The organism is Asaia sp. Ae19-3 (genome assembly GCF_059801175.1).
In genome coordinates this window covers 25895-41881 of sequence record NZ_JBCHWF010000003.1, presented here as the reverse complement: position 1 = coordinate 41881, position 15987 = coordinate 25895, and the positions used below count along the sequence as shown (strand labels likewise).

General features: G+C 56.7%; 15 protein-coding genes. 10 read left to right on the top strand and 5 right to left on the bottom strand.

All coding sequences use genetic code 11. The annotated features are described in order from the left end of the window. Positions 1-145: 145 nt before the first annotated feature. The 3 genes from AAID99_RS15100 (at position 146) to AAID99_RS15090 (ending at position 2527) form a co-directional block, all read left to right on the top strand. Positions 146-667 (top strand): flagellar basal body-associated FliL family protein, encoded by a 522-nt coding sequence (locus AAID99_RS15100; protein WP_188424454.1) that lies wholly within the window; start codon positions 146-148, stop codon positions 665-667. Between the two features lie 50 nt (positions 668-717). Next, positions 718-1839, top strand: coding sequence for a flagellar motor switch protein FliM (fliM, locus tag AAID99_RS15095; RefSeq protein WP_188424453.1), 1122 nt, complete (start codon positions 718-720; stop codon positions 1837-1839). A gap of 61 nt (positions 1840-1900) precedes the next feature. Continuing rightward, positions 1901-2527, top strand: coding sequence for a DUF6468 domain-containing protein (locus tag AAID99_RS15090; RefSeq protein WP_188424452.1), 627 nt, complete (start codon positions 1901-1903; stop codon positions 2525-2527). A gap of 7 nt (positions 2528-2534) precedes the next feature. On the opposite strand, the gene AAID99_RS15085 is transcribed toward AAID99_RS15090, so the two are convergent. From AAID99_RS15085 to AAID99_RS15070, 4 genes are read right to left on the bottom strand one after another with little or no spacing between them, the layout of a single operon-like run. Continuing rightward, on the bottom strand, positions 2535-2951 hold the full coding sequence (locus AAID99_RS15085; RefSeq protein WP_229719450.1) for a hypothetical protein: 417 nt from the start codon (positions 2949-2951) through the stop codon (positions 2535-2537). A 38-nt stretch (positions 2952-2989) separates the two neighbouring features. Continuing rightward, complete coding sequence (locus tag AAID99_RS15080) at positions 2990-3397, bottom strand: hypothetical protein (RefSeq protein ID WP_188424450.1); 408 nt, start codon at positions 3395-3397, stop codon at positions 2990-2992. After that, a complete protein-coding gene (locus AAID99_RS15075) occupies positions 3394-3726 on the bottom strand; it encodes a rod-binding protein (protein ID WP_188424448.1) in 333 nt (110 codons plus the stop codon). The genes AAID99_RS15080 and AAID99_RS15075 overlap by 4 nt, the downstream gene beginning before the upstream one ends. Positions 3727-3730: 4 nt before the next feature. Continuing rightward, on the bottom strand, positions 3731-4864 hold the full coding sequence (locus AAID99_RS15070) for a flagellar basal body P-ring protein FlgI (protein ID WP_188424446.1): 1134 nt from the start codon (positions 4862-4864) through the stop codon (positions 3731-3733). Between the two features lie 377 nt (positions 4865-5241). Between AAID99_RS15070 and AAID99_RS15065 the strand changes: the two genes are divergently transcribed. Continuing rightward, entirely contained in the window at positions 5242-6042 is an 801-nt protein-coding gene (locus tag AAID99_RS15065) for a transglycosylase SLT domain-containing protein (protein ID WP_188424444.1), read from the top strand. Here the strand turns inward: AAID99_RS15065 and AAID99_RS15060 are convergent. Further along, complete coding sequence (locus AAID99_RS15060) at positions 6039-7628, bottom strand: tetratricopeptide repeat protein (RefSeq protein ID WP_188424436.1); 1590 nt, start codon at positions 7626-7628, stop codon at positions 6039-6041. The genes AAID99_RS15065 and AAID99_RS15060 overlap by 4 nt on opposite strands. 394 nt (positions 7629-8022) lie before the next feature. Between AAID99_RS15060 and flhA the strand changes: the two genes are divergently transcribed. From flhA to AAID99_RS15030, 6 genes are all read left to right on the top strand, one after another. Then, positions 8023-10056 (top strand): flagellar biosynthesis protein FlhA, encoded by a 2034-nt coding sequence (gene flhA / locus AAID99_RS15055; protein ID WP_229719519.1) that lies wholly within the window; start codon positions 8023-8025, stop codon positions 10054-10056. 244 nt (positions 10057-10300) lie between these two features. Continuing rightward, positions 10301-12049: a DUF1217 domain-containing protein gene (locus AAID99_RS15050; protein WP_498494495.1), complete on the top strand. Its 1749-nt coding sequence runs from the start codon at positions 10301-10303 to the stop codon at positions 12047-12049. An 86-nt stretch (positions 12050-12135) separates the two neighbouring features. After that, positions 12136-13521 carry a FliI/YscN family ATPase gene (locus AAID99_RS15045; RefSeq protein ID WP_188425347.1) on the top strand — a complete coding sequence of 462 codons (1386 nt, stop codon included), beginning with the start codon at positions 12136-12138 and terminating at the stop codon, positions 13519-13521. After that, positions 13521-13955 carry a flagellar FliJ family protein gene (locus tag AAID99_RS15040; protein ID WP_188424430.1) on the top strand — a complete coding sequence of 145 codons (435 nt, stop codon included), beginning with the start codon at positions 13521-13523 and terminating at the stop codon, positions 13953-13955. The genes AAID99_RS15045 and AAID99_RS15040 overlap by 1 nt, the downstream gene beginning before the upstream one ends. A gap of 106 nt (positions 13956-14061) precedes the next feature. After that, entirely contained in the window at positions 14062-14826 is a 765-nt protein-coding gene (locus tag AAID99_RS15035; RefSeq protein ID WP_188424428.1) for a hypothetical protein, read from the top strand. A gap of 18 nt (positions 14827-14844) precedes the next feature. Continuing rightward, positions 14845-15906, top strand: coding sequence for a flagellar motor protein MotB (locus tag AAID99_RS15030; RefSeq protein WP_188424426.1), 1062 nt, complete (start codon positions 14845-14847; stop codon positions 15904-15906). The last annotated feature ends 81 nt before the right edge of the window (positions 15907-15987 follow it).

Sequence of the window (15987 nt, the reverse complement as noted above, 5' to 3'; positions counted from 1 at the left end):
CCGGGCGGTCTAGTTTGCCTTGTGGCAGATATCAACCTGATATTCCCAATGCAAAAATGTCTCCATCTCACTGGAAAAACTCCCAGATTTTCCTGCTGCCAGAGTTTATTCTTCCTTCGGCAAACTTTTTTCGAGCTTCTATCCCATGAGTGAATCCCAATTCGATGACGCCCTCGACATCAATCCTGTCGACGACGACCGACTGGGTAAGGTTGCCCACCCGAAAAAAAGACGGTTTGCAATTATTGCAGGAATTCTAGCCATCGGCCTTCTGGGGGGCAGCACCTATCTGGGTATCCAGAAAGGGTGGATCTTTGGACAGAACAAATCTGCGAGCTCAACGACGGCTTCCACTGCCCCGCAGCATACGACTTTTCTGACAATACCTGCGGTTATTTCGAGCCTCGACAACGGTGACAGCCGCCCTGTTTATGTAAAAATGGCGACGAAACTGGAAATCGAAGGCAAAGAGAGTGAAGCGTCGTTAAAGCGCTTCATCCCGGAAATCCAGGATATCTTCCAAACCTATCTGCACGAAACCCGCCCTCAGGAAATTCGGGGAAATGGCATATACCGTCTACGTGAAACTCTGCTGCGTCGCCTGAGAGTTCAGGTCGCCCCCCTCAAGGTCACCAATTTCTATATCACCGAGTTTTTGATCCAGTAGGCGTATCTAGGCCGGGGTATTTTGGACTTCTATTTGGGCAGAGTCACATAATGAATAAAGAAAACGCGCCTTTTTCCAGAGAGAACGGGGATTTTGATCGGGAATTTCTTAGTTCCGAACATGACGATGCCCAGAATGACGAGGCGTTTGCAACGGGCGATACCCTTCACGAAATGCTCGATCAGTCCGAGATCGACAATCTTCTGGGTGGCGCCTTCAGTGATCTGCCGGAACGTCATGAATCGGGTATGGAGCGCATCATCAGGGCGGGATTTGTCGCCTATGAGCGCATGCCCATGCTCGAAATCGTTCTGGATCGGCTTGTACGCCTTCTGACAACGGGCCTGCGCAATTTCACGAATGACAACGTCGAAATAACCATGGAGTACACGCGCTCCATGTGCTTCGGCGACTACGTGAACAGTGTTCCGTCTTCTTCCCTATTTGCCGTATTCAAGGCGGTGCAATGGGAGAATTTCGGCCTTGTCGTCATCGATTCGGCCTTGGCTTACTCGATCATCGATATCCTCATGGGCGGGCAGCGTGGCAGGGGCCATTCGGGGATCGAGGGGCGCCCGCATACCGCCATAGAGCGTGCGCTGATTGAAAAGCTGGTTTCTCTCGCCCTGAAAGAGCTTTCCGTTGCTTTCAGCCCTGTATGCGAGGTCGAGCTGATCTTCGAGCGACTGGAGGTCAGTTCCCGCTTCGCTGCCATCGCTCGCGCATCAAATGCGGTGGTCACATCGAAGATGCATATCGATATGGAAGACAGAACCGGGAACATGGATCTCGTCATTCCCTATGCAACGCTTGAACCGGTACGCGATCTCCTCTCCCAACAATTCATGGGCGAGCGTTTCGGTCGTGACTCCGTATGGGAAGATCATCTGATTTCCGAGATCATGGAAACAGATGCGGAAGTCCTCGCTGTTCTGGAAGAGCAGTCGATTTCCCTTGCTCAGCTTCTCGACATGAAGCCCGGCATGCAGATCCTTTTCCCGCAAAAGGCCAAGGGCTCGTTTCCTGTAACCCTGCAATGCAACCAGACCTCCCTGTTCGAGGGGCATCTCGGCCAGATAAGCGGAAGAGCCGCAGTGAAGATCGATCAAAGACTGGTTCCGGATGACAGCCCGCATACCCACAGCCCAAGCGAGCCAACTCCCTATGATTGAAGGGCAGAAAAGTGCATCATGCCGCCCGTTTCAGGGCCGATCGTAAGAAGGATGACCCACCATGCTGGCGCAGGCACAAATATTCATAGAGATCGCTCTCTCTGCCCTTCTCTTGCTGGGCATCGCTTTCAATTTCCATATCAGCAAAAGTCTCTCATCGCTGAAGAATGACCGGGCCAGCCTGCTCAAGCTTATCGAAAAACTTGAGACGAGCATCAAAAATGCTCATGACGGGGTAGAAAAACTACGTGTTGCGGGACAAGTGAGCGGACGCCCTCTGACGCGCACCATCGAACAGGCAAAAATCGTCAGCTCCGAGCTCGACACGCTGGTTGATCGCGCCGACTCAAAGGCTGAGAAACTGACCGAACTGACGGGAAAAGCCTCGACACGCGAGCAGGCGCTCGGAAAACTTCTCGACGATGCGGCAGATCTGAAGCTCGACATTCTTCGCAAGATCGAATCGCCGCTTATCGACGAACCGACCGACGATGCAGAGTCCGCTTCATTTTCCGCCGAGATAGAGGAGCCCTCACCCGGGATTTCTGCAGCTGCGGAGCCTTCTGCGCCATCCAAGTCAAATCCGACCGATGAAACTAAGCGCAAGCCTTCAGCTCAAGAGATCAGGCCTCTAAACAAGCCGAAACAACGGTTCGAGAATACCTTCCTTGGAGGACCGACCCGCTAGGAGATCCTTACCAATAGGCTCCGCTGACATAACGGGGCTGAGTCGCACCAGGATCGGCCCTGTGCGACCAGGCGCTCCAATCCCATAAGGCTGTGTCGCGTCTGTTTTCCGCCGACATTTCCGGGATAGGCGGAACATTCCTGATCGGTTTGTGGCGTCCCTTCACTACTTTCGTCGAGTTTATCAAATAGGCATAGGCGACGTCGGTTCCCATATATACGCAGCCGCACCCAATAGGGTCTGCATAAAGATAGACCAGCCCCGAAGGTGACTCACGATACGTCATCACGCCCGGCGGCAACGTATTCATCATCGCGTAACGCGCCGTCGTGTCCGCAGGATGCGCAATGAACCCGGCCTCGGCAATACGCCGCCCCATATCGAGATAGGGCTTTGCCGGCGACTGGCAGGCGGTAAGGATCATCAGGGACACCCCTGCAACCAGGGAGCGCGTCAGCCGACTCATATATCGCTCTGGAGGGTGAGCCCCCCTCCCTGCGAAGAAGTCGTCGCATAACGCCCGGTGGCGCCGTAACCCTTTGCCTCTTCGTCATCGGCATTACTGAAGATCAACTGAATGAACTGCGTCTGGGCCTCTACGGAAGACTCAAGCAAAGTCTGGTTCTCGTTGATCAGTTGACCGAACTCGGCAATGGACGCGTCAAGCTGTTTCCTGTCTCCCCCTGCCTCTGCAAAGCGCAGCAGGGCCGCGTCCAAGGCGTCGATATTCCGGGCTTTCTCTGCCAGAAGCGCCGCAACTGCCTCAGGCCTGCCCGCCTTCAATGCAGCATTCTCAGCTTCAAGCGTCCCCTTCAGTTTCGCGACGGCACGCAACGACCGAATGGCTTCCTTCTCTGGATCGGCACTCATGAGGATGCCTTCTCCTGCATCGCAAGTATCTGACGATAGACGCTGTCAGCAATGCCGACACCGCCCCCTTTGGCGATCTCCTTGCCCATCTCAAGCACCTGCAGCGAGCGATACTGCTTTTCTGCAGCGCCACCGCCAAATACGCTGTCAGACGTATCGGCCGTGTCGAACATCGGCTGGAGCAATTCCCCCAGGGTGACACCTTCGAAGGAGACGGCGGTTTCACGTGCCTTGTCCAGGCGCGCCTGATCGGCGGCCTGTCGCGCGGCATTCTGGGCAATATCGCGACTGGATGAGGCAGCGCCGAGTGCCGAAACTGAAACGCTCATAATTCTATCGAACCTCCAGATCCGCCTGCAACGCGCCATCGGCCTTGATTGCCTGCAGAATGCTGATCATATCACGTGGCCCCATACCCAGCGCATTAAGCCCGGAAACGAGACTTGCGAGGGTTGGTCCCTCGCGCAGAATACCCAGGCGGTGAGAACTGTCTGTGCTCGCGTCGATCTGGGTTCGCGGCACGATGGCTGTCGTCCCGTTCGAGAAAGGAGCAGGCTGTGCGATGAGCGGCGTCTCAGTGACCTGAATCGTCAGATTGCCCTGGGCAATCGCTACCGTACTGATCCGCACATTGTCTCCCATCACGATCGTTCCGCTTGCTTCGTCCACAATGACTTTCGCCATGGTGTCCGGTTCGACCATCAGATCGCCTATGCGATAGAGCAGAGAGGGCGCATCACGCCCTGCCATATTGACGGCGATCGTACGCGGATCATCCATGCGTGCCATGCCGCGTCCGATCGAGCGGTTGATGGCGTTGACGATCCGGTTCGCTGTGGTGAAGTTCGGATTACGCAATGACAGGTGGATGATGCCACCATTGCCCAGCACAACCGGCACTTCGCGTTCCACCACGGCGCCATTGGCGATATGTCCGGTCGTCGGAATATTGCGGGTCGCGGAAGCTGCAGCCCCACCAACCGCAAAGGCGTTGGTCACCAGCGATCCCTGTGCAACGGCATAGACCTCACCATCGGCGGCCTGAAGGGGCGTCACCAGCAACGTGCCGCCTGCAAGATCGCGGGAATCACCCACGGCCGATACGGTCACGTCGATACGCCCGCCTCCATGCGAAAAAGGAGGGAGCGTTGCTGTGACCATGACCGCGGCCACGTCATGCGTCTGAAGCTGCACCTCACGATCACGGATATTCACGCCCAGACGGTTGAGCATGCTGATCAGTGTTTCACGGGTGAAAATGGTATTTGTCAGACGGTCGCCTGTTCCTCTGAGGCCAACCACAAGGCCATAACCGACCAGTTGGTTGTCCCGGACGCCTTCGTAATCGACAATATCTTTTACACGCACCGATGTTGCGCATGAGGCCGGTGCGTAACCCAATACGGGCACTGCCACTGCAAGAAACAGCGCAAATCCGAGCCAGCGCTTAGCCAAAATGACCCCCATCCATATTATCTCTTGAAATTGGCACCGTCTGGACGGGCACCCGGACGATAATGCTGCTTATGACAATTAATTCTATACAATTGGATAATGTGCAGCGCCTCGGTGCAATGCGCTTCCTTGCCGCGTGTTGGCGGAACCTACGATACGTGTTTGCAACTTTCAACAGTTTCGAGACGGGAGCCCTGCTGCGGGTTCCATAATTTCATACGTTTTTTACACACGACATGCGATACAGATTGTCAGGTCGCGTCATGATCCTGTAACGGTGCATTGCATCTTCACCGGGTCGGCACGAGACGCCGTCTGGAAACCGATTTTGCGCTCTCCGAGTTCAGCCGTAGCAACACGGAATCCCATTTCTGATTATCGCCGGAATTATGCGATCTTTTTTTAAATACCGCTTTCTGAGCCTGATTTTGGTTGCACAGCCATCTCTTTCCCACGCCCACGCTCAAGGTGTGGAAAGCGAGCGTTGCCGCGACGCTGCCAGTCAGGCCGAACGCGCCTATCATATTCCGGATGGCTTTCTCTACGCCATCAGCCGGGTCGAAAGCGGCAAGACAGAGCCTGACGGTCGTCTTTCCGCCTGGCCGTGGACGATCATGGCCAATGGTACCGGGCATTATTACGCAAGCAAGGCCGAAGCCATCATTGCCGCAACGGAATTCAGAAATCAGGGAATTACCTCGATCGATGTCGGCTGCATGCAGGTCAATCTGCAGCAGCATCCCGATGCTTTCGGATCGCTCGATCAGGCGTTTGACCCTGTCAGCAACGCCCTCTATGCCGGGCGCTTCCTCATCCAGATGCACGACAAGATGGGGAGCTGGCCCCGTGCGGCAGCAGCCTATCACTCACAGACACCGGGTATCGGAACTCCCTATCAGTGGAAAGTGCTCGAAACCTGGGCCATCCCCGACGATGAAAAGGTGAAAACGCCTTCTCCCGTCAGGAGTCCCCCCAAAACGATCTCAACCCCGGTCGAAAAACCGGATGACAACACCCTTATTGCTGCCTATAGCCCGGCGGCACCTGCTGTCAGGAATTTTCATCCCTTCATGGGTCTCTCTCACTTCACGCAGCCCGCGCCGCATCATTCAGGCATGACAGGCATGCGTGGGCGCAGCCTCGCTTCCTATCGAAGCGCGCCCACGCCCCTCGCCCGCCCGACGGGCTAGGTTTTACGGGGCCGCCACGTAGCCACCCAAAGGCGCAGCGCCTTTCCAACCTCCTGCAGAACGGGCCCAAAGCTTCGCTCCTGAGAGCGGAAGATACGCATCGTCGGATACCAGGGGCTTCCCTGCCCCTCATCTCCCCAGCGCCAGCATGCGTCCCAGCGACTGATGAGCCATACAGGGCGCCCAAGCGCGCCTGCGAGATGGACCGGCGACGTATCGACCGATATTACGAGGTCGAGATTCTGCATGATGGCTGCCGTATCGGCCATATCGGACACGTCACCCATTGGGTCCGATATGGACTGGCCCCTCCAGTCTTTCAGAGCGTCGCGCGCCGCACCGAATTGAAGGTTCACAATATCGGCCTCGATTGGAAGCAGGGCGGCCACCATATCATCGAAACTGATCGAACGCCGCATATCTGCCAGAGCAAATTCGGAGCGCCCCCGGCGCTCGCCAGCCCAGACCAGACCGATGCGCGGCCTGCCCGGCGGCAGAAACGCCTCAAAACGGGCAATGTCCTCCCCGCTGGCGCGAAGATAGGGAACATTGACAGGGATATCCTGAACTGCACACATGCCGGTCAGATAAGGGAGATCCGGGATCGGCGCGACATAATCGAATCTTTCGAGATCGGGCATTACCTTTGGCTCGAGAACGGTCAGGTTGTCGCAGGACAGGCTTATCAGCCGGGAAATGCTGCCGGGCACATGCACACTGACCTCAGCCCCACGCTCGACCAGAACCGATGCGTGACGTATGAACTGCAACGTGTCGCCAAGCCCCTGCTCCTGAAACAACAGGACTCGCTTCCCAGCCAGATCGCTTTCCGGCCTCAGCCGTTGCCGCCCACGCAGGCTTTCCTGCCAGGCGCTCACCTGTAGTGCACGATTGAAATACACAGGCCAGCCGCGTGCGAACTGCCCTGCCTTAATCAGCGAACAGGCATAGCCGAAAGCGACCTCCTGCGAATGAGGATTGATCTTGAGCGCCTGCTCATAAAGCGCCAGCGCCTCGGTCGACCGGTTGAGCCGCTCCAGCGCGCACCCGGCATTGTTCAATAGCGAGACACTGACGTCTCCTGCCCGGAGGAGCGACATTGTGACATTCAGCGCTTCGGCAGGATAACCCACCTCCAACAGCGACATCGAGACAAATTCGCCAATCTCGATTCTCTGTCCGGGATATCGGCTCATAAGCGTGGCGAAATGCGCGCAACCTTCAGCCAGACCGCCCCTTACGATACAAAGATGCGCCGTAAAGCAATGGGCAACGACATTATCCGGCAGGAGACGCAGCACATTCTTCAGCAGAAGATCGACGATATCGTAACGAACAGAATGCCGCAGAACGAGGATCGCCCCCGAAAGCGACAAAAGCGCCTCATCCTGATGAACGGCAAGTGTTTCAAGAATACGCTGAAGCCCGAGAACACCGTTCCTGGAAAGGAACAGCTCTTCGCATGACTGCGAAAACCTTGCGGCGTCAGGCGGTGAGCCGGGAATTTTCCACCACCCCACCTCTTCGGGCGGGGGGGCAGCAGCCGAAAGCGACGATGGAATTTCATGCCCATTCACGCTGTTCATGTCCTGTCTCATTGGATCAACCATCGCTCTAAAAACCCGAATTCCTATAAGCAGATGATTAGGCGTTGCACGCTTAATATCTTGCTTCGCTCAGGAACTCGGGATACCTCTCTTTTTGAATTTGCGTCCCGGCCAAGGCGCACACTGCCCTACCAGACATAAAATAATCCAGCTGCGCGCGTTCATCGCCCCCTGAGATTCGCCCTCAACCCAGGAAAGGGAAACGGATATCTTGGACACCGCGAAAGGCTCTTCCGGCCCCGGACCCGGCGCCCTCAAGCCATATCCCGGCAAAGCTGTCACGACCAAGCTTTTTTCAGCTCTTTCCAGTCAGGCCACGCGCGCTTCGGAATCTTGGCGCAGCGGCAGTTACAAGTCCTCATGGCGTGCGGCCATTCCTGGCACCGATGTGGGCCTGGCCATTGGCGTGTTGCTGCTGCTGTCTATTCTGATCATTCCACTTCCAACATTCATTCTCGATCTCGGGCTGTCCCTGTCGATCACCTCATCCGTACTCGTCCTGATGGTGTCGCTGTTTCTGGAACGCCCGATCGAATTCACCTCTTTTCCGACACTTCTGCTTCTGACGACCCTGCTGCGCCTGTCGCTGGAGATTGCCACCACGCGCCTTATTCTGAGCCATGGCAGCGAGGGTACCTACGCTGCAGGCCATGTGGTGGCCGCATTCGGCGGCTTCCTCATGGGCGGAGATGTCGTCATCGGCGGCATTGTTTTCAGCATTCTCCTCGTCGTAAATTTCATGGTCATCACCAAAGGGTCCGGCCGTATTGCAGAAGTCGCAGCACGCTTCTTTCTCGACTCGATGCCTGGCAAGCAGATGGCAATCGACGCCGAGCTTTCTTCCGGCGCCATCAATGATCGCACGGCCCGCCTGCGCCGGAAGGAGCTTGAAGATGAAAGCTCATTTTACGGCGCGATGGATGGCGCGGCCAAATTCGTAAGAGGCGATGCCATTGCCGCCCTCATCATCACGGCCATCAATATCGTAGGCGGGCTTGCCATCGGCGTACTTCGTCACGGCATGCCGATTGGCGATGCGGCCAGCACCTTCACCACCCTGACGGTCGGTGACGGGCTTGTCTCCCAAATTCCGGCACTTCTCGTCTCGACTGCCTCAGGCATCGTCGTCACCAAGGGTGGAACGGCAGGCTCGGCCGACGTCACTCTTGTGCGTCAGCTTGGTGGCAATCCCAAGCCAATGGCGATGGCCGCCGTACTTTCAGGGTGCTTCGCTCTGATGCCGGGTTTGCCTGCGCTGCCATTCCTGGCGATTTCAGGCTTGGCGGGCGCAGCGGCGTGGTGGCGCTGGAAGGTACCCGTGCAGGACCCTTCTGAAGACAATGTCACGGAAAATGCGCCGCCGCCGAGCGCAACCCCGATTTCGGAAGTGCTCAAGCTCGATCTTTTGCGCCTCGAGCTCGGCTTCGGTCTCTTGCCCATGACCAATGGCGACAATGCACAGCTCACCGAACAGATCAAAGCCCTCAGACGCACCATAGCTTCCGAAATGGGCTTCATTACGCCCCCGATCCGCATTCAGGACAATATCCTTCTGCCCTCTGAGCGCTATGTCATCAAACTTAAGGAGATCACGATCGGTTCCGGTGAGGTTCGTCCGGGCCGCCTGATGGCCATGACGCCCTCGGGCGGCATTCCGGATCTGGAGGGTGACCGCACAACCGAACCGGCCTTCGGTCTGCCCGCTGTTTGGATCGCCCCCGCTCTCAAGCCACGCGCCGTGGCGATGAAATGCACGGTAGTCGATCCGGCGAGCGTGCTCGTCACCCATCTCAGTGAACTGGTCAGGCAAAATCTGCCCGATTTGCTGACCTATGTGGCAACACAGGCTCTGCTCGATGAATTGCCCCGGGACCAGCAGAAGCTGGTAAGCGATCTGATCCCCTCGCAAGTGACGCTCAGCACGTTGCAGCGTGTGCTGCAGTCGCTTCTGGCCGAACGGGTATCGATACGCGATCTGCCGACCATTCTGGAAAGCATCCAGGAAGGTAGCGGGCTGGGCCTGCGCGGCATACAGGCACTGACCGGTCATGTCCGTATACGCCTCTCACGACAGATCTGCAGCGGACTTGAAGGACCTGGTGGTTACATTCCGATGATCACCCTCTCACCGGAATGGGAGAACGATTTCGCGACCCATATCGCAGGCCAGGGAGATGAAAGACGTCTGGCCATGCCGCCATCGATGCTGAACCGTTTCGTCGGCAAATTGCGCGACGCCTTCAATGCCGTGTCGGCAAGTGGCGAGGTACCGGTCATCGTTGTTTCCTCCACGGTAAGAGACTCCATGCGGTCCATTGTCGAGCGCGTACGTCCGACCGTGCCGGTGCTTTCACAGGCAGAAATCTATCCGCGCGCGCGCATCAAGACGATCGAGACCATCACCTGATCCGCAGCTTTCTCGTGATCGCAAGGGGCGCATTCTCTGGGGAGTTTTTCCTATCCGGAAACCTCTTGGTAACCTTCTTGCCTTAATCCTGTTTGGGATCAGCATGCGTCAATGGGTTGCACAACAGGCGGCACCGCACCCCTCACCACACAGAAACGCGTTGTCCTTTTCCAGAGATGGAAGCATGAGGCATCCCCCAACGCTCGGCCACACCTGAACGGGCAGAAATTCGAGGATTAGTCGAATGGCCATCACGAACGTCTCTCCTGTCGCGAGCTATCTTTCCGCGATAAAGGATGAGAGCCTGGCCGCATCGAACTACGCGAAAACCGATATCGTAACGAAGCAGGCTGTGGCGGCCTTCGAGAAAAAAGCCTCCGGCATTACCTCTGCCGATGCGCTTCTGAAAGATTACTCGTCCCTTCAGATCGTTCTCGGCGCATTCGGGATGAGTCAGTACAGCAACGCCACAGCACTCATAAAGGACCTTCTGACCCAGGACCCGACCTCAAGCACCTCTCTGGCGCGCACGTCGCAGAATGCGACATGGCTTGCCTTCGCCGATGCGTTCGCGGTCTGGGGAAAGAACAAGGGCAGTTCGTCGCAGACGACTTTCATCAATGGAAGTGGCTCTACCGCGCTGAGCACGACCTACACACCGACAAACACACTGACGATGGCGGCGACCCTCCCATCGGCCAACGCAAAAGGGCAGAGCTACACGTCGCCCAGTGTCACGGCCTATGACGATCTCTCTGCGCCGCATCAGGTTGCCCTCAAATGGCTGCAAAGCAGCTCGGATCCTCTGAGTTGGAGTGTGTCCGCCTACGATGCCGACGGTAATGCTCTCGTCGCTGCCAATGCATTTCAGGTCACGTTCAACAGTGACGGCACGTTAGCCTCAGCTACCAATACGCTGACCGGCAAGGCAATCGCCGCCAGCGCCTCGGGTGGGCTCTCACTTCCCATCACACTGAATGACGCCGAGGGAAGCGGCCAATCGGTCTCGGTTGCCATCGGGACAGTTGGCACTGCGAGCGGCGTCGCTATGGCAGGCAACAGCTATCAGACGAGCAGCACCAGTGAGGCCGTCAGCTTGCAGAACGTCAATTCGTCCATCACGACACTGACCATGCCATCCGCCACGCTTGGCACGCTCGGCGGGACCGGACAAACCTATGTCACTGCGCCATTCGATCCTGCCCAGTCGACCAACGACGCCAATAATATCTCGCTCGGTCGCACCTATCTCTCTGTGAAATGGGCTCAGGATCCTTCCTCACCGGATAGCTGGAACGCCTATATCATTGACCCCTACGGTTCGAATGTCAGCAGCACACTGATTTCTGTGGGATTTGACGATTCGGGCAATCTTCTTCAGGTCAATGGCCAATACTCGCACGACATCCCGACGCTCAAAGCGACGGTCAACGGCGTACAATATGCCGTCTCAATCCAGCCTCCCCAGCTCTCCACGAGCAGTCAACCGGCACAAACCGTTCTGACGACAGACACTACGGTCAAGAGCACGGTCAATGGCGTTTCGGTCGACCAGATCGTCTCGGATTATGAGAAACAGCAATTCGAGACGAATGACGACAACACAGATAATGGCGTCGGCAATGCGCTCTACTTCACGCGAAAAATGGCGAGTGTCACCTCAATCAACCAGTTGATGTCAGACAGCACATTATTGAAAGTGGTCGAGACGGTATCTGGATACGATCCATCCACCTTTGGGGCATTGGATTACAATCAGCAGCTTCGCATGCTCACGAGCAAGGTAGATTTCACCAAACTGAAAACACCTGCCCAGATCCAGAAATATGCTGAGCAATATCTCACAATGCTGCAAATCAATCCACAACCAGTCGATACGCCGTCGAACATGCTCGATCTCTTTGGCGGCGACACGTCGAAACAGGGCATTCTGGCGCTCTTCGATGACAATTCCTCCTCATCGTCAGCAAGTGTCTATTCGGCCCTGTTTTGATATCCCCCCAGAACGGCACAGCCTCTCTCGATATGATGTCACCCCTTGACCCCCATGCGCCCGAGGGGGGCTTTTTCGCCGACATGATGGCGGAACTCCGCGCCATTACCGACGGCACGCATGTCTCGCTCGAAGATCTCCCCATCGCGACTCTCGAAGGGCGCATTGCAGGCGTCATCGGGCTTTCTGTTACGCTTGAGGGAATGAGTCATTTCACCGGTATCGGTGATCGGGTCGCTCTCCTCGGTCTGGATGGCAGAAGTACCGATGCGGAAATCATCGGCTTTCGTGGTGAGCGCGCAATAGCAATGCCTTTCGGTCCGCTCGACGGGCTTGGTGCTGGATGCCGTGCGTTGTTTCATATCCATGCAACCAATCACAGGCAGCTGAAAACCGGCGCTACACTCACCCTCAATGATGGGCTGATAGGCCGCGTCATCGACCCTATGGGCCGTCCGATCGATGGAAAGGCGCCAGTTTCGCCCAAGGGCGTCGACTGCAATCTGAGAGCCAAACCGCCAGAGGCCGCTCTACGCGCCCGGCTTGGACCGCGCCTGACGCTGGGCGTGAGCGCACTCGATCTTTTTGCCACATGCCGCGAAGGCCAGAGACTTGGTCTTTTTGCCGGATCGGGCGTCGGAAAATCGACCCTGATGGGTATGCTTGCCCGCAACAGTGACTGCGACGTCGCCGTCATTGCCCTGGTTGGCGAACGTGGGCGCGAAGTGCGCGAATTTCTTGAGGATGATCTCGGCCCGGAGGGGCTCGCAAAAGCCATTGTGGTCGTCGCCACCTCCGACTCTCCGCCGCTCATGCGGCGAGAAGCAGCCTACACCGCAACAACGATTGCCGAATATTTTCGCGATCAGGGCAAGTCTGTCCTGATCCTGATGGATAGCGTAACGCGCTTTTGTCACGCGCTGCGGGAGATCGGCCTGTCTTCTGGCGAGCCCCCGGCAACGCGCGGTTATCCCCCGAGTGTGTTCGCAGAACTCCCGCGCCTTCTTGAAAGAGCGGGGCCCGGCCTTCCGCTCAAAGACAAGCCTGCAGGACAGATTACAGCCATTTACTCGGTGCTGGTTGAGGGCGACGACCACAACGAACCTGTGGCCGATGCCGTGCGCGGCATACTCGACGGTCATGTCGTGATGGACAGGCGGATCGCCGAGGCTGGCCGATATCCGGCCATCAACGTCTTGCGCTCTCTCTCGAGAACCGCTTCCGGCTGCAATTCGGTGGAGGAAAACCATCTGATCCAGGAAGCACGTGCCATTCTGGCGGTCTGGGAGGATATTCAGGATGTCGTGCAGTTGGGAGCCTACCGTGAGGGTAACGATGCCCGATCCGACATGGCACTGCGTATAGCGCCACAACTGGACATATTGCTGCGTCAGGCACGGTCTGAAGACCGAACGCTGGAAGACAGTTTTCTGGCGCTGCGTAATATTCTTGCATCACAGGGGGCTCTCTGATGACCCGGCGAACACGTGCCCTTCTCACTCTGATCAAGATACAGGAGACCGAAAAGACGAACGCCGCAAGAACCCTCCTGACCATACGTGAAGCCGAACAGCGTGCGCTTGTCGAGCTTCAGCAAACGGAACAGACGATGGCGGAGGAGCGGCAGATCGCCGAGATCGGACGCAGCGAACTTGACGATTTCCGTGCCTGGTTTCCAACCGGCCTCAATGCGATCGGTCAGGCACGTGAAACGCACGAGCAGGCGCGTCTTGGCGCCGAAAATGCGCGTGTCGCCGCTCTGCATGCGGCGGTCACCCACAAAGCCACGCAAGATGTCTTTCAGCGTCGAGCAAAAGAGCGTAATGATTTGCTGCTACGTCGAGAATGCGCCGAGCTTGACGAACTTGCTCGCCGCGAGTGGCGCAACGATTCATTTACGTCTTGAACCTATTAAATTCGCGAGCCTTGCAAATCAGCCCACTCTACCGGGTCTTTTCGATTTTCCGCAGTTTTTGCGGATATTCCGTATCTTATAAGCGATCAGGAAGATCATGCAGCCGACAGAAAACCAGCCTGCGAAAATATTCATCGCCACTCCCTGCTTTGGCGGCATGGTCACGCAGGAATATATGGAATCCATTATTGCCTGCACGAGCATCATTCGCATCCCGATGACGCTCTCGCTGCTGGGCGATGACGCGATGATCAGCCGGGCACGCAACACGCTCGTACATCAGTTCTACACTCGCTCTGACGCGACGCATCTGCTTTTCGTCGACGCCGATATCGGCTTCCCTGCCGAAGCGCCTGCCAGACTTCTGGCTGCAGACAAGGACGTGATCGCTGGCCTTTACCCGATCAAGGACCGCTTCTGGGACAAGGGCACGCAAGAGAACCTGAACCGCGGGGAAGCGATGGAAACCGCCTCGCTTCGCTACGTAGGTGAAACGGATGCAATGCATTCCAGCTGGGAAAAAGGGCCGCTTTTCAGGACGCATTACGCTGGAACTGGCTTCATGATGATCAGCCGCCAGGCTGTTACTGCCATGATCAAGCATTATCCCGAAACTGCGTATCGTCGCATTGACGCCGCCAATGGTGATCAGGGTGGCGAGTGTCATGCTCTCTTCGATGGGAGCATCGATCAGGAGACGGGTACCTATCTGAGCGAGGACTTCACCTTCTGCAAGCGTTGGCGCGATCTGGGTGGCGAGGTCTGGCTCGACACCTCGATAGCCCTCACCCATGCCGGCCGTGCTTCTTTCAGCGGCACACCCGCCTCGCGTCTTGGTATGATGCATCTCAAAGGCGCCTGACAGGCGCGGTAAGAGTACATGGCGAAGAAAAACCGACCATCAGTCATTATCCGTCGCCAGACTGGCGGCGATCACGCGGCCCATCATGGTGGCGCCTGGAAGATCGCCTATGCGGATTTCATGACGGCTATGATGGCGTTTTTTCTTGTCATGTGGCTCCTCAATGCGACAACCGATGAGCAACGATTGGGAATCGCCTCATACTTCAATCCGCTAGCCGAAGAAAAATCTTCCGTCCCACCGACCAAGCCAATCGATAATCCACCGGCTCCATCGACATCGGGCACCCGCTTTGACCGTATCGATGACGATGATCTCTCCGACACGACCGGTCCGGTGCCGATACCCGATTCGCATCGCGGTTCGTCTTCTCCTATCGACAGCGTACCGATAACCCATCAATATAAACGGGTGACGCAACATAGTGCGATCGCCACGATAGTCCCTATCGGCGCGGCAAACGGCGCTACACCCGCAGAAAACGGCATCATCGGTACAGACGCCACAGCGACAGAACAAAGCGCCGTGCGAAACATGGCTGGCAATATTACCAATGCCGTCAAATCCGATCCTTTGCTTGCGGCGCAGAGCGCCAACCTGAATGTCTCTTTTGGCCGCAACGAGATCCGCATCGAGTTGCGCGATACAGACAACATACCAATGTTCGATCTGGGCTCCTCGACGCCGAACAAGGCTGGCCTCGCCATGCTTAGTGAAATTGCCAAATGGCTTTCACCGATGCCCGAGCGTATCTCGATTATCGGCTATACCGACGCGGCTCCCTACAAGGGAAAGACTACGAATGTGATGTCCAACTGGACGCTTTCGGCTCTGCGCGCAGATCGCGCACGTGAAGCGCTGGTCAAAAGCGGGTATCCTGACACGCAAATTCTTGAGGTTTCAGGTGGCGCCGACCGATCTCTGGCAGACGAGGCCAATCCCGCCTCTGCTGCCAACCGACGGGTCGTTATCGTGATGCACAGACTTTATCCGTTTACAGACCATCCAGCATCGGTAATGCAGGGGTCCGCCCCCACCCCAAAAACCGCCACGACGGTCAAACCTGTTACAGTCCATTAAAACAGCCAGATTACCGTGATAACGACCGAGGCGTCTCTCCGGGCACCTATTCTCACACGAACTGCCGCTGCTCGTACAGCA

What these genes read in the sequence shown, in the direction of transcription:
- AAID99_RS15045 (WP_188425347.1), top strand. Translation starts at nt 12,136, where the DNA reads ATGGCGGAACTCCGCGCCATTACCGACGGCACGCATGTCTCGCTCGAA.
- AAID99_RS15075 (WP_188424448.1), bottom strand. Translation starts at nt 3,726, where the DNA reads ATGAGCGTTTCAGTTTCGGCACTCGGCGCTGCCTCATCCAGTCGCGAT.
- AAID99_RS15035 (WP_188424428.1), top strand. Translation starts at nt 14,062, where the DNA reads ATGCAGCCGACAGAAAACCAGCCTGCGAAAATATTCATCGCCACTCCC.
- AAID99_RS15040 (WP_188424430.1), top strand. Translation starts at nt 13,521, where the DNA reads ATGACCCGGCGAACACGTGCCCTTCTCACTCTGATCAAGATACAGGAG.
- AAID99_RS15090 (WP_188424452.1), top strand. Translation starts at nt 1,901, where the DNA reads ATGCTGGCGCAGGCACAAATATTCATAGAGATCGCTCTCTCTGCCCTT.
- fliM (WP_188424453.1), top strand. Translation starts at nt 718, where the DNA reads ATGAATAAAGAAAACGCGCCTTTTTCCAGAGAGAACGGGGATTTTGAT.
- AAID99_RS15065 (WP_188424444.1), top strand. Translation starts at nt 5,242, where the DNA reads ATGCGATCTTTTTTTAAATACCGCTTTCTGAGCCTGATTTTGGTTGCA.
- AAID99_RS15080 (WP_188424450.1), bottom strand. Translation starts at nt 3,397, where the DNA reads ATGAGTGCCGATCCAGAGAAGGAAGCCATTCGGTCGTTGCGTGCCGTC.
- AAID99_RS15100 (WP_188424454.1), top strand. Translation starts at nt 146, where the DNA reads ATGAGTGAATCCCAATTCGATGACGCCCTCGACATCAATCCTGTCGAC.
- AAID99_RS15070 (WP_188424446.1), bottom strand. Translation starts at nt 4,864, where the DNA reads ATGGGGGTCATTTTGGCTAAGCGCTGGCTCGGATTTGCGCTGTTTCTT.
- AAID99_RS15030 (WP_188424426.1), top strand. Translation starts at nt 14,845, where the DNA reads ATGGCGAAGAAAAACCGACCATCAGTCATTATCCGTCGCCAGACTGGC.
- AAID99_RS15060 (WP_188424436.1), bottom strand. Translation starts at nt 7,628, where the DNA reads ATGAACAGCGTGAATGGGCATGAAATTCCATCGTCGCTTTCGGCTGCT.
- AAID99_RS15050 (WP_498494495.1), top strand. Translation starts at nt 10,301, where the DNA reads ATGGCCATCACGAACGTCTCTCCTGTCGCGAGCTATCTTTCCGCGATA.
- AAID99_RS15085 (WP_229719450.1), bottom strand. Translation starts at nt 2,951, where the DNA reads ATGATCCTTACCGCCTGCCAGTCGCCGGCAAAGCCCTATCTCGATATG.